Here is a 12,702-nt window from a genome sequence, read left to right on the forward strand (position 1 = left end):
ACATTCATAAATGTCGCCAATAGAAAAGCACCTCCAAATGTTAGATTGTATCTAACTATTTGGGGTGCAATTCACAAAACGGACTGTCTTTGATCATTTTAGCGGATACGTGTAAATGTCGCATAATGGTCAGTTGTTTTGTAAATGAGCCAGTCACTTGAATACAAAAGACGATCAGCATTACGGAAGCCAGAGACGTAATTGATGTCCGCTTCACGCCACGTTCGTCCGCTCGCTGAAGGAAGTCGTCCCTCACGGTTAGAGAAGATATCTCCCCCAATGCTTTTCCCTGGGGCGACCTCAGCTAAATTCCCTTTTGATGCGACCCACCCAAGAGCAATTGCTTGAGATTTTGTTATATAATTATCAGGTAGTCGTTTGTAGCGGATTAAATAGTCTGCAACCCCATCAAACGTGTTAATGACTGCAAGTGTATGCAGGTCTGGTGCAAGTTGAGTTGAAACTGATTGAGCGTCATTTGACGGAAGAGCTGTTTCTGCATGAGCATGCTGTGGGGTGAATCCAGAAAACAAAATAGCAGCGATCAGAGTAATCATCGTAAATAAAGAACTCAATTTTTTCATCTTCATCCTCCTATACAGGAAATAAGATGTTGTCCTCTTGTTGCTTGTCTACCTCATATTATAGCACCCGAAAATGAAGTGAATGTAAAGAATAAGTAGATTTGTTAAAATGAGACTTTTCTCCTGATTCTTCCTTTGGTAGATCAATAAAAAGTCGCATATCTCTGCGCCTTAAGATGAGGCAAGCTCTTTCACTATATCGACAGGAGCTTTGCCATCAATGCCATGTATCACATTGTGAATGGCTCTTTTGAGCATGAGATCTCTTGTTGTCTTAGTAGCGGAACCGATATGGGGGGCGAGTGTCACCTGATTCATGCTCATGAAAGGATGATCTTTTTCCAGTGGCTCTTGATCATAAACATCAAGACCTGCCCCTTTAATCCAGCCTTGCTGGAGAGCTTGAATAAGACTTTCCTCATCCACTGTTTTTCCTCGGGAGATGTTCACGAATAGAGCCGTGGGCTTCATCAGCTTGAATTCCCGTTCCCCGATCATATGATAGGTTTCCTCTGTAAGCGGTGTGATCAAGACAATGATATCTGCTTGCTTCAACAGGTCATCGAGTGAGCAATAAACTGCGCCATAAGCTGATTCGGCTTTTTCATTCCGGCTCCGGTTATGATAGAGCACGTTCATTTCAAAACCATGTGCTGCTCGTTTTGCTACTTGCTCACCAATACGCCCCATTCCAATAATCCCAAGCGTCTGATGATGAACATCTATTCCAAAAATATCTTCTTCTTGCACAAACTTCGTCCATTTTCCATCGCGTATGAAGCGATCAAGCTCTGCGATTCTTCTAGCAGATGAGAGGATGAGCGAAAAAGCAAGATCAGCTACTGTATGATCGAGTGTATAAGGAGTGTGCGTTCCGATCACGCCCCTTTGTCTCATAGCATGTAAATCAAAGTTGTCATAGCCAACGGAAGAATTGCTCACGACCTTTAGCTTCGGTGCGTGATCTAATAGTTCTTGATCAATTTTCGTTCCAGATGTCAAAAGTCCATCGGCTTGCTGCAGCTTCTCAAAAAGAATATCTCTTGGGATCGGATCCTTCGATTGCCAGATCTCATATGTACAGTGTTCCTTTAGCAATTCCTCAAAAGAGGCAGGTAAGGGTTTAGCGACAAAAATATGTGGTGTCACAATCAACTCGCTCCTTTCATGATGTGCATCTTTCTTCTTTAATTATTATAAAGCAACAATTTCTGCAGTACACGTTTGAATGTTAGTTACTCAATATTTAATATACTGAATTAATGCGGAAGGACAGTCATTTTCTTAGTGAAAAAATAGATTTGTAAGCCATCTGATGCTTTCTGTATAGGTGCTACAACTTCACTATCGTTACAGAGACATAGGAAGTTCCTGTGGTTTTTGAGAGATGATCTGACAAATCGGAAAATAGATCGAGACCTCATGGCAGAAAATTGATTTGAATTATATGACTAGGGACGATTCTTTTTTACTAAACCATTTCATCGTCTTTTGATCTTCTGAGAACAATGGATTGAAAAGAAGTCTGCATGTCTATTACGTCTATTACGATGAAGCGAAAAAGAGAAGAAAATAGAGAAAAGGCTTACATTTTTTCTCATCAATTTCTCATTTTTTTCTTTTTTTTCTATCATTTTTCTTCTCTATGCTTGAGAGCACACGAGAGAAAAGGGGGACAGGCGGAAATCACCTTACTCAAAAAAGATGGGAGATGACAAAATGGGATCGACCTTAGAACAAATTTTTCAGCATAATCGTGAGTTTGTGAGTGAGAAGCATTATGAGCCTTACAAAGTAGGGAAATTTCCTGAAAAGAAATTGGTGATTTTAACATGTATGGATACACGTCTCTTGGAGCTATTGCCGCAAGCCATGGGGCTTCGCAACGGAGATGCCAAAATCATTAAAAATGCAGGAGCCATTGTATCACATCCCTTCGGCAGTGTGATGCGAAGTATATTACTTGCTATCTATGAACTGAAAGCGGAGGAAGTTTGCATTGTGGGGCATCATGAGTGCGGAATGGCTGGACTTGCTGCAGGTCCTTTACTTGAAAAAGTAAAAGCACGTGGGATAGAAGAGAAATGCTTGAACATTGTCGAAAATTCGGGTGTTGATTTAAAGGGCTGGCTAACAGGTTTTCATTCTGTTGAAGAAAGCGTGACACAAAGTGTCCAATTAGTAACACAGCATCCACTCATGCCAAATGATGTGGCTGTGCATGGACTAGTCATTCATCCTGCTACAGGAAAGCTTGATATCGTTGTGAAAGACGGGCAGATCAATCCGCAGTTTGCCTAAACAGTCTACAAATTCTTAAAGGAGGCCAACACATACCATGCGTTTTTACGGAAGATTTGAAGGTTATGATTTATCAAAATTTAGACGCGATTTAATCGCTGGACTTGTCGTGGGCGTTGTGGCAATTCCTTTAGGCATGGCGTTTGCCATTGCTTCTGGTGTCGGTCCGGAATATGGTTTATATACTGTGATTGTTGCCGGCATTCTCATCTCATTGTTTGGTGGTTCTAAATATCAAATTGGTGGGCCTACTGGGGCGTTTGTTCCAATTTTATTCGGTATAGTCAGCCAATACGGCGTTGAAAATTTATTGATTGCCGGCTTTATGGCAGGCTGTATGCTTGTATTATTCGGAATATTCAAACTTGGGAAGCTCATGAAATTTATTCCTCGTCCAGTTATCATCGGCTTTACCGCAGGCATTGCTGTCATCATTTTTTCAGGACAGATTGCCAACTTCCTCGGATTAAAGGGTGTTGAAAAGCATGAAAGCTTTTTCCTCAATATGAGAGAGATATTGGTTCATCTTGATACAACAAACAGCCTCGCCATTCTTACAGCTTTGATTGGGCTGATTGTGATTTTGGTGGCACAAACATACATTCCCAAAATACCTGGTGCTTTATTAGGTTTATTAGCTTCTACATTTGTAGCTGTTCTCTTTTTTCAAGGACAGGTCGAAACCATCGGCTCGGCATATGGTGAAATTCCGCGTCAGCTACCTAGCTTTGCATTTCCTGAATTGACCATTGAAAAAATGTTGTATTTATTGCCTCCCGCTATTGTGATTGCGCTGTTAGGTGGGGTTGAGTCGATATTATCAGCAATGGTAGCAGATAACATGAAAGGCTCTAAACATGACAGCAACAAGGAGCTTGTCGGACAAGGGATCGCCAATATGGCGGCACCGCTCTTCGGGGGAATTCCGGCAACTGGGGCGATTGCCCGTACAGCTACGAATATTAAAAATGGCGGAGCAAGCCCGATTTCAGGTGTTGTGCATGGCGTCGTTGTATTGCTCATCTTAATGCTATTTGCGCCATATGCATCCATGATTCCACTTGCTGCCATGGCCCCGATTTTAATGTTTGTTGCTTGGAATATGAGTGAGAGAAAAGAGTTTATCAATATTGTGAAAGTGAAAAATGCGGATTCACTTGTACTTGTCGTGACCTTCCTGTTAACGGTCATAGGTGATTTGATGATTGGGGTCACCGCAGGTCTCATTTTAGCATTTATCGCCTTTATCAAGAAAATGAGCCAGACGACCAACATTTATTCAAATGTGGCTGTTTCCCAGATTGAAACGGCAGCCACTTTAGAAAAACAGGTCAATCAAAAGGGAATTAGTATGTATTCCATTGAAGGACCATTATTCTTCGGTACGACGGATTCATTGGAAAATTCCATTTTAGATCATGTTCAGACAAAGCCTAAAACGCTCATTCTACTCATGAATAAAGTCAATTATATGGATACGTCAGCAGAAGCCGTCCTAATGAATATCTCTAATCGTTTAAAGCGTCATAATGGTAAGCTCATGATCGTTGGGTTGCAATCACAGCCAAAAGATCTTCTGCATCGCACAGGTCTTTTTCATCAAATTGGGAAGCAGCATTTCTTTGAACGGACAGATGAGATATCACCACAGCAGCTATAAGCTTGCACAGGAAAGCACGTGATGAAAGTGTCATGTGCTTTTTGTTCGCTCATTTTCATAGGAAAAGCGCATTGTGAGCAGAAAAATAGAGATGAGCGAGAAGCAGTAGGTTCCTTAAGAGATCTCCCGTTTCTGCCATGAGCAAGCCCATTCGGATAAATGGTCCATCATGTGCCGAATTTCTCGTTTGATAGAAATGTTTGGGCCACTTTTAATCTCGGTTGTTTGCATGTATGAACAGTTCCTTATATAGTGTGTCATTTTTGATTTTACACTATATATAGATAAAGTGGCTGTTTCTTTACAATAAACTATAGTAGAATGAGTGGTGATGAAATCATAGAAAGAGATGGAGCTGTTTCGATGAAAACGATTTGTGTATTTGCTGGATCGAATCCAGGTGTGAATGATGTATACAAACAAAAGGCTGTCGAGCTGGGTGCTTATATGGCAGAGCAGGGAATCCGCCTTGTGTACGGCGGCTCACGAATTGGCTTGATGGGAGCCATTGCAGATGAGGTACTGAGGTGCGGTGGGCAAGTGGTTGGTGTGATGCCAAAAGGGCTTTTTAGAGGAGAAGTGGTCCATCAAGAGCTGACAGAGTTAATAGAGGTGGCAGGGATGCATGAACGAAAAGCGAAAATGAGTGAACTGGCTGATGGATTTATTGCCATGCCAGGTGGATTTGGTACATATGAAGAGTTATTTGAAGTTTTGTGCTGGGCACAAATCGGTATTCATCAAAAGCCAATTGGATTATATCAAGTGAATGGTTATTTTGAACCGCTTCTTGAGATGGTGAAATATACTGTTCAAGAGGGTTTTTCAAACGAATCACACCTTGAACTATTACATGCTTCTTCACAGCCGGAAGAATTAATTTCGCAGATGACCACTTATCAAACACCATCCCTCCAGCAAAAATGGACGGAGTTATCTTAATACGTGATTCATAAACAAAAACCGTCTATTCAAAAGAGCAGACGGTTTGTTTGTTCATTATTTTTGTTCATCTGTATTACGGGTCAAGACTTTGTCGATGAGTCCGTATTCAAGTGCCTCTTGTGCTGTTTTGAAGTTGTCACGATCTGTATCGCGCTCGATCACTTCGATTGGTTGACCAGTACGTTCAGCAAGTACTTGGTTCAGTTTATCACGTAAAGAGAGGATTCGTTTGGCCGCAATCTCAATTTCCGTTGCTTGACCTTGAGCTCCGCCTAGTGGTTGGTGAATCATCACTTCACTGTTTGGAAGGGCATAGCGCTTACCTTTTTCACCAGCAGCAAGCAGGAACGCACCCATTGATGCAGCCATCCCAATACAAATAGTTGATACCTTCGGTTTAATAAATTGCATCGTATCGTAAATGGCCATACCAGCTGTGATTGAACCACCAGGGCTGTTAATGTAAATAGAGATATCCTTTTCTGGATCTTCTGCTTCTAAGAAAAGAAGCTGTGACACGATGGAGTTGGCAACATTGTCATCAATCGCAGAACCAAGCATAATAATACGGTCTTTTAAAAGACGAGAATAAATGTCGTAAGCTCTTTCCCCACGATTTGTTTGCTCAATGACTGTAGGTATTAAATTCATAATGTTCCTCCTTCACCTATTAGGTAAGTATGTAATACAATGATACATTTTTGGTCAATAAAGGTCAAACAAAATGCTGACCTGAAATCAAATACCCCTAAACATTTTCCCCAAAATGATTCTGCTTCAAACCATCATCTTAATGTATGTGTCAGGAAAGAGAAAATACATCATCTTTTCTTGACGATTCATCATTGCTTTCTTGCAGCATTTCCCTTATAATTTGATATGCTGACGTTCTAAACATATCATGCGCTCGTAGCTCAGTTGGATAGAGCGGTGGTTTCCGGTACCACGTCTGCCGGGGGTTCGAATCCCTCCGAGCGCGTATAATCCTTAACGTGTAAGAAAGGTCGTTTGTAAAAGCCCTCCGTTATAGAGGGCTTTTTTGCGTTTTGACCTATCGCCGGAAAAGCAATTTGCTACGCTGAAAAAAGTTGCTTAGGACATGATGATGATTGAAGGCAAAGCTTCAATAGGGGCTTTGTCTTTTTTTACGATATTTTCGTGAAATATTGGCCATAAGACTCATTTTCTCTTTTTACAGGCGTATAAGTTGAGACTGTTGACTGTATGTGGTTAACATGGATGAGAAATGACAAATGGGAGGGAAGTAGCATGGCAAAAATTTTATTGATTAATTTCCCAGCCGAAGGGCATGTGAATCCGGTATTAGGAATCACAAAAGCATGGACAGATAGAGGAGATGAGGTTCATGCTGTAACAACGATACATTATCAAGAACGATTTGAACGCTTAGGCGCTCACGTACATATACACCCAGATTATATCCGAACATTAAGTGTAAATGAAGGAGAACTAGATTCAATGCAGCCTTTCTTTCATGCAATGTTGCAAACGTCATTAGATATATTAGAACTAGTAGAAAAACTCTCTCATCACCATCAATTTGATTTGGTTTACTTCGACATGTTTGGAGCAGGCGAGCTTGTACGTGATTTCTTAAAGATTCCAGGCGTTGGCTCCAATCCATCCTTCGTCTTGCAAGAGGCACACTTTCAGACACCACTATATAGAAAAGATGAGAAAGCCGCTCATCTGTTAGAAGAAATCAATGAACGGTTTGGTGTGCAGCCGAAGCACCTCATGCAGTTTATGAAAAACCGAGGAGAACTGAATATAGTGTATACGAGCGAATATTTTCAACCGGCTGTTGATGCGTTGAATAACTCGTTTGTCTTCATTGGACCGAGCTTTCCGAAACGAGCAGATCAACATCATTTTCCGCTAGAAGCACTTGAAAATGAACGAGTGATCTATATATCCATGGGAACGGTTCTTGATGAAACAGAGGTATTTTTTAATATGTGTATTGATGCGTTTGCGGATTTTGACGGGAAAGTGGTCATGGCAACAGGTGAAAAAATCGACATGTCGCTGATAAAAGATGCGCCCTCTCATTTTCTAATCGAGCCTTATGTGCCGCAGCTTGAAGTGCTGGAACATGCAGATGTGTTTGTGACACATGGCGGAATGAACAGCGTCAATGAATCCATTCATTTTCATGTTCCTATGGTGGTCATTCCGCATGACAAAGATCAGCCAATGGTTGCGAAAAGACTGACTGAATTGTCCGCTGCACGAGCGCTTGATAAAGAACAACTCACAGCGAAGCAGTTGAGAGATACAGTTATCACTGTTCTAGCAAGTGATGCCTTTCGAGCGGGTATTGAAAAAATTGAACAAAGTTTTCGGACAGCAGGGGGAACAGAAAAGGCATTACGCATGATTGATACGTTTATTCAAATGAAACAGACCCAGTAAGAGGGGGGTTCCTCGGATTACTCCAATGAAGAATGCCTTGTAGAAAATGAAAAAAATGACAATGCAACAATGCCATCACAAAAGGTTAAATCTTCTGGTTCTAACATTGCGAAGCCCTATTATGAAAATAAGCAAAAAAAGCTTCAAAAAACAGCAAAATCCATTGAGACAAAAATGAATAAATTAGAAAATATTTACAAAATAAAGGACATCCAGCTCATCCAAATGACACAAGATAAATGAAGGAAATTGCAAGTCGTACCGTCTTATGTGCAAAGGATTTAGATGGAAAGGCGGTAAAAGAATCCTATGGAAACAAGTGAATGGTGAAGTCAGAGGCGGAGATAAAGTAGTGATAATTGGGAAGAATGGTAGCGGCAAAACGACATTGCTAAAAGTGCTTGTGAATAGTCATCCTTGCATATCCCGTTCAGAAGCAGTCAATATATCTTTCTGGGTTTTCAGCTTGATCAATCGATTTTACACAAGACACTTAATCAAGCCATTCGGGATGAGACCGTCATTCGCACTATTTTAGCTAGGCTTGGATTTCGCAAGGAAGATGTGCATAAGACTGTTGGTGTGCTAAGCGGGGGAGAACGGGTGAAAGCAATGCTTGCCAAGTTATTAGTAAGTGATGCGAACGTACTGCTCCTTGATGAGAAGACGCACTTTTTAAATCTTGCGGCAGTGGAAGCACTTGCACGGCTTTTAAAAGACTACCTGGGCACGGTTGTGTTCGTTTCACATGATTGCAGACTGATTCAACAAGTAGCAACTCGGATTATTCAGGCATTGACGTATTTGATGGCACATATGAAGAGTATATGCAAAAGGAAGATAAGCCTGCTGCTACACAGATGGAAAAGGAACGTCTCTTCATTGACATGCAGCTGTCTAAGGTGCTTAGCCGCTTAAGTATAGACCCTTCTCAGGAACTGGAAGATACATTTCAAGCATGATTAAAATAAATGAAATCTTTAATCAATAAGTCAAACACCCCCTGTGTTTAGCGAATAGGGGGGTGTTGATGTCGTTCTTGTTTTATTTGCTCAAGCTCACTAACTGTGACAAGCTGATAGCCTTGTTTGGTCAGCTCATGAATGATTGACACTGCTGCAACGGCTGAAGTGTTATAAATATCATGCATTAATACCGTCCTGCCGTCAGCTGCATGTGAGAGGACAAGCTTGGTGATTTGCTTGCTGCTACGAATTTTCCAATCTTCAGGATCTACATCCCATAGGGAAACTTTCATATCTACAGCCTGATTGATTTGCTGATTGGTTCCTCCATATGGAGGTCTAAAGTGCGTAGGGGTATAACCACTGACTTTCTCAATCAATTGTTGTGTGTCCTTCACTTGTTTGACCGCTTGTTTTAAAGGTAGCCGTGTCAATAAAGGATGGTTGTAAGAATGATTCCCTATCTCATTTCCCCCCTTTAAAATATGGCCAAGCATCTCAGGATAATATTGCACCCTGCTACCTAAAACAAAAAATGTGGCGTGTCCTTTGTTTTGTTTGAGGGCATGTAGGATTTTTGATGTGGTGGCTGGATTCGGCCCGTCATCAAATGTGAGTGCAATGGTTTTTTTGTTCGGATTAAGCTTTGATTTCTGTGGCAGCTTGACGGCTTTTCTTATAGGATTCGGTTCTTTGATTTTATTCTCATTTTTGGTCTTATTCATATATTCTGGCTTTAGTACATCTTTTAGCAGTTCTTTTTTAATCGCCAGCGTTTGCGGACCAAGATTCTCTGCGGCTACTTGAGAAGCTGGGAAATAAAACTCTACATATTTCTCTTTCAAGGCGAAATGGCTGAAGTTTTGAGCGGTGGGGGCAGTCCCTTTCTGAAGGAGTTGTTTATCCTTAGATAAGTTCTTATCCTTTTGAAGCTCTGCGTATGTAATATAGGATAATTTCTTTAAATAATCTGTTTTTGGCTGAAATAAATCCTTTGTGGCAAGGAAGGTCTTTTTCTGAAAATCAAAGTTGATCGTGTCACTTCGAGTTGTCCCTTTTTGCTGACCTGTATATTCATATGTTGTAAAGTGAATGGCGACTGATTGCTTGGCATAATGCACCAACTCATAATCAATATTCAGTTCATAACGCTTGTCCTCATTCATGTCCTTTGCTTCACTAAATGTCGTTTTGAAGCGGTCTAACTCTGTATTTGCATAACTTTGAATCTTGTCATCTAGTTCTTTTTGATGAAAAAGGGGATAGTTAACTGCATATCTCATAAATTTCCCGTCATTTACGAGGGTGACGATTTCTATGTTTTTATAGTTGGTATCCTGCTTCACATTTTTCTTCTCTGTCCCGCTTGCTTGTTGATTTTGATAGAATCCAATTGTTCCAATCACTATAGCAAGCGCAAGTAGAAAGATGCTCCATTTTCCTTTTGCTGACACAACATTCAGTTCTCCTCTCGTGACGGGTTATTTTTTATCAGTTTGTCATTCATTTGCAATATTTTTATAACATTTGACTTATGTTTGTAATTTTAGGTGATATTCATGCGGAATGTCAACTATTTTCCTATTAAACTATGATAAAAAGTATGGGTATTTTTGGTAGAAAACAATGGGATACGATCGTCTATATACATTGAATAATTAAAAAATGGGCCTTACATTGATTTTTCTGAGGCTGGCGGCTATAATTTTGTTGATTATGATTCTCATTTTCAAATTGATTTTTATTGTAGAAAAGGATGACACCGATTTTGCAGGATAAGCGCACACATCAACAAAAACAATCATCACGTATGCTATTGTTATTGCTATTTCTCTTTGCAGTCATTGGTTTGACGACAGCCATGTTTTTTGCTGTTTCATACGGAGCAAAGGCATTATCTCTGCAAACGGTATGGATGGCTGTGTTCGATTATCAATCCAATGTGACGGAACAGCAGATCATTCATGAATTAAGGCTGCCACGTGTACTAGGTGCAGCTCTTGTAGGTGCGGCCTTTGCTGTTGCAGGTGCTTTAATGCAAGGAATCACAAGAAACCCGCTTGCGGATGCAGGAATATTAGGAATTAATGGCGGGGCGATGTTTGTTGTTGCTCTCTGCTTTGCCTTTTTTCCCGGATTACCTTATTCAGCGTTAATGTTTTTTTCTTTTATAGGTGCTGTGATGAGTACGTTGCTTATATTCGCTATTGGGGTAGCTGGCGGTGCGTTGACACCGCTACGGCTGACAGTAGCAGGAGCTGTTGTTGCGGCATTGCTCCATGCGCTCAGCTCTGGGATCGCCATTTATTTTGACCTGAGTCAGGATCTCGCCTTTTGGTATGCTGGCGGTGTGGCTGGCGTGAAATGGGCACAACTAAAGGTACTTGCTCCAGTGATTCTCAGTGTGATTGTCTTGGCGACCTTATTAGGTCGTTCTTTATCTTTACTTTCTCTCGGTGAAGATGTAGCTGCGAATTTAGGTGTGAAAACAAGGCAAGTACGAATACTAGGGATGGTAGCGGCTGTCTTATTAGCAGGGGTTTCTGTATCAGCAGTTGGGTCCATTGGGTTTGTTGGTCTTGTCATCCCGCATATTGCACGCAAACTTGTCGGAGTGAACTATTTATTCGTTATCCCAATGTCAGCGATTTTAGGTGCTATGCTGCTTGTCTTCGCTGATCTTGCCAGCCGAACAGTCAACCCGCCAAGAGAGCTTGCCATTGGAGTGATGGTAGCACTTGTCGGTGTTCCTTTCTTCTTATATCTTGCTAGGAAAGAAGGGAGGAACCTGTCATGAAAGAGAAAAAGCGTGCTCTTGTCGTGACAGTCGTCTTGCTTTGTCTAAGTGTATTTGTGGTGCTGTATAGTTTAAATACTGGTATGTTGAAACTGAGCCCAATCGTTGTTTTCAACACATTATTTGGCTTCGGAGACTTCCAAAGTGAGACGGTGTTGTTCGACTATCGTCTGCCGCGTATTGTCGTGACGATCCTAGCGGGTATTGGTTTAGGAATCGCCGGTGGAATATTGCAAAGTTTATCGCGCAATCCGCTGGCTGATCCAGGAATTATTGGGTTAAATGCAGGTGCAGCATTTGGCTTAATCATGTTTGTCACGTATTTCCACGTGCTAGAAGGAAATCCATCTCTTTTGATCCCGCTTTTTACCTTTGGCGGGGGTCTGCTTGCGGCTGCAGTCATTGTTCTGCTTGCTTATGACCGGTATGAAGGGCTTGTCCCAATACGTCTCATACTAGTAGGAATTGCAGTCGCTGCGGGGTTTAGCGCATTGACTTTATATTTATCATTGAAGCTGGATGAAGATACATACACATTTGCTTCAAGGTGGCTTGTTGGAAACGTATGGGGGAGAGATTGGATTCATGTCTTGGCGCTTTTACCATGGATTGTGTGTCTTGTCCCATTGACCCTTTGGCAGTCTAGCACGCTCAATGCATTGACATTAGGTGATGCTGTTGCCTCAAGTGTAGGTGTACGTGTACAGCGTCAGCGGCTCTTTTTGCTTGCCCTAGCTGTCGGTTTAGCCAGTGCAAGTGTTTCAATGACAGGTGGAATCGGCTTTATTGGTCTTGTTGCGCCTCATTTGGCGAGACGGCTTGTCGGTTCATTACATCAACATTTTTTACCTGTTAGCGGACTTCTTGGCTTGTTGATTTTAGTGAGTGCCGATACAATCGGACGTTCAGTATTTGAACCAAATGCCATACCTGCCGGCGTGGTTGTGGCATTTATCGGTGCACCCTATTTTCTCTATTTACTCACAAAAACGAAATAAAGATGAAAGAGGAATC

At 41.4% G+C, this 12,702-nt stretch carries 12 protein-coding genes and 1 tRNA gene; 9 read left to right on the forward strand and 4 right to left on the reverse strand.

Going from position 1 to position 12,702, the window contains the following annotated elements; all coding sequences use genetic code 11:
- Positions 1–98: 98 nt before the first annotated feature.
- Together ACIQCE_RS07420 and ACIQCE_RS07425 are read right to left on the reverse strand one after the other, a co-directional pair.
- Positions 99–584 carry a ribonuclease gene (locus tag ACIQCE_RS07420; RefSeq protein ID WP_400494231.1) on the reverse strand — a complete coding sequence of 162 codons (486 nt, stop codon included), beginning with the start codon at positions 582–584 and terminating at the stop codon, positions 99–101.
- Between the two features lie 171 nt (positions 585–755).
- Positions 756–1,733 (reverse strand): 2-hydroxyacid dehydrogenase, encoded by a 978-nt coding sequence (locus ACIQCE_RS07425; protein ID WP_400494232.1) that lies wholly within the window; start codon positions 1,731–1,733, stop codon positions 756–758.
- Between the two features lie 570 nt (positions 1,734–2,303).
- On the opposite strand from ACIQCE_RS07425, the gene ACIQCE_RS07430 reads away from it, so the two are divergent.
- The 3 genes from ACIQCE_RS07430 (at position 2,304) to ACIQCE_RS07440 (ending at position 5,487) form a co-directional block, all read left to right on the forward strand.
- Positions 2,304–2,885 carry a beta-class carbonic anhydrase gene (locus ACIQCE_RS07430; protein ID WP_400494233.1) on the forward strand — a complete coding sequence of 194 codons (582 nt, stop codon included), beginning with the start codon at positions 2,304–2,306 and terminating at the stop codon, positions 2,883–2,885.
- A gap of 37 nt (positions 2,886–2,922) precedes the next feature.
- Positions 2,923–4,545 carry a SulP family inorganic anion transporter gene (locus tag ACIQCE_RS07435; RefSeq protein ID WP_400494234.1) on the forward strand — a complete coding sequence of 541 codons (1,623 nt, stop codon included), beginning with the start codon at positions 2,923–2,925 and terminating at the stop codon, positions 4,543–4,545.
- A gap of 363 nt (positions 4,546–4,908) precedes the next feature.
- Complete coding sequence (locus tag ACIQCE_RS07440; RefSeq protein ID WP_400494235.1) at positions 4,909–5,487, forward strand: TIGR00730 family Rossman fold protein; 579 nt, start codon at positions 4,909–4,911, stop codon at positions 5,485–5,487.
- Between the two features lie 57 nt (positions 5,488–5,544).
- Here the strand turns inward: ACIQCE_RS07440 and clpP are convergent, their stop codons facing one another.
- A complete protein-coding gene (gene clpP, locus ACIQCE_RS07445) occupies positions 5,545–6,141 on the reverse strand; it encodes an ATP-dependent Clp endopeptidase proteolytic subunit ClpP (RefSeq protein WP_353854510.1) in 597 nt (198 codons plus the stop codon).
- Between the two features lie 252 nt (positions 6,142–6,393).
- Between clpP and ACIQCE_RS07450 the strand changes: the two genes are divergently transcribed.
- The 4 genes from ACIQCE_RS07450 to ACIQCE_RS07465 all read left to right on the forward strand — a co-directional run bounded on the left by ACIQCE_RS07450 (position 6,394) and on the right by ACIQCE_RS07465 (position 8,844).
- Positions 6,394–6,469: transfer RNA gene (locus ACIQCE_RS07450), tRNA-Arg, on the forward strand.
- 290 nt (positions 6,470–6,759) lie between these two features.
- Positions 6,760–7,926 (forward strand): macrolide family glycosyltransferase, encoded by a 1,167-nt coding sequence (locus tag ACIQCE_RS07455; RefSeq protein ID WP_400494236.1) that lies wholly within the window; start codon positions 6,760–6,762, stop codon positions 7,924–7,926.
- 268 nt (positions 7,927–8,194) lie between these two features.
- Positions 8,195–8,464, forward strand: a complete 270-nt coding sequence (locus ACIQCE_RS07460) for an ATP-binding cassette domain-containing protein (protein WP_400494237.1) — start codon at positions 8,195–8,197, stop codon at positions 8,462–8,464.
- Positions 8,350–8,844: an ATP-binding cassette domain-containing protein gene (locus ACIQCE_RS07465; protein ID WP_400494485.1), complete on the forward strand. Its 495-nt coding sequence runs from the start codon at positions 8,350–8,352 to the stop codon at positions 8,842–8,844. The genes ACIQCE_RS07460 and ACIQCE_RS07465 overlap by 115 nt, the downstream gene beginning before the upstream one ends.
- A 91-nt stretch (positions 8,845–8,935) precedes the next feature.
- On the opposite strand, the gene ACIQCE_RS07470 is transcribed toward ACIQCE_RS07465, so the two are convergent.
- On the reverse strand, positions 8,936–10,345 hold the full coding sequence (locus tag ACIQCE_RS07470; RefSeq protein ID WP_400494238.1) for a polysaccharide deacetylase family protein: 1,410 nt from the start codon (positions 10,343–10,345) through the stop codon (positions 8,936–8,938).
- Between the two features lie 302 nt (positions 10,346–10,647).
- Between ACIQCE_RS07470 and ACIQCE_RS07475 the strand changes: the two genes are divergently transcribed.
- Both ACIQCE_RS07475 and ACIQCE_RS07480 read left to right on the forward strand, forming a co-directional pair.
- Positions 10,648–11,688: a FecCD family ABC transporter permease gene (locus tag ACIQCE_RS07475; RefSeq protein ID WP_400494239.1), complete on the forward strand. Its 1,041-nt coding sequence runs from the start codon at positions 10,648–10,650 to the stop codon at positions 11,686–11,688.
- The gene (locus ACIQCE_RS07480; RefSeq protein ID WP_400494240.1) at positions 11,685–12,686 is read left to right on the forward strand and encodes a FecCD family ABC transporter permease; all 1,002 of its coding nucleotides are present in this window, start codon (positions 11,685–11,687) and stop codon (positions 12,684–12,686) included. Before ACIQCE_RS07475 ends, ACIQCE_RS07480 begins: the two co-directional genes overlap by 4 nt.
- Positions 12,687–12,702: the final 16 nt, after the last annotated feature.

The organism is Bacillus sp. NPDC093026 (assembly GCF_044754665.1).
GTDB lineage: Bacteria > Bacillota > Bacilli > Bacillales > Bacillaceae > Bacillus > Bacillus maqinnsis.

Bases quoted from the DNA above. Each gene is read 5' to 3' on its own strand.
- ACIQCE_RS07455 (WP_400494236.1), top strand. From the start codon at position 6,760: ATGGCAAAAATTTTATTGATTAATTTCCCAGCCGAAGGGCATGTGAAT.
- ACIQCE_RS07420 (WP_400494231.1), bottom strand. From the start codon at position 584: ATGAAAAAATTGAGTTCTTTATTTACGATGATTACTCTGATCGCTGCT.
- ACIQCE_RS07480 (WP_400494240.1), top strand. From the start codon at position 11,685: ATGAAAGAGAAAAAGCGTGCTCTTGTCGTGACAGTCGTCTTGCTTTGT.
- clpP (WP_353854510.1), bottom strand. From the start codon at position 6,141: ATGAATTTAATACCTACAGTCATTGAGCAAACAAATCGTGGGGAAAGA.
- ACIQCE_RS07430 (WP_400494233.1), top strand. From the start codon at position 2,304: ATGGGATCGACCTTAGAACAAATTTTTCAGCATAATCGTGAGTTTGTG.
- ACIQCE_RS07435 (WP_400494234.1), top strand. From the start codon at position 2,923: ATGCGTTTTTACGGAAGATTTGAAGGTTATGATTTATCAAAATTTAGA.
- ACIQCE_RS07460 (WP_400494237.1), top strand. From the start codon at position 8,195: ATGTGCAAAGGATTTAGATGGAAAGGCGGTAAAAGAATCCTATGGAAA.
- ACIQCE_RS07475 (WP_400494239.1), top strand. From the start codon at position 10,648: ATGACACCGATTTTGCAGGATAAGCGCACACATCAACAAAAACAATCA.
- ACIQCE_RS07440 (WP_400494235.1), top strand. From the start codon at position 4,909: ATGAAAACGATTTGTGTATTTGCTGGATCGAATCCAGGTGTGAATGAT.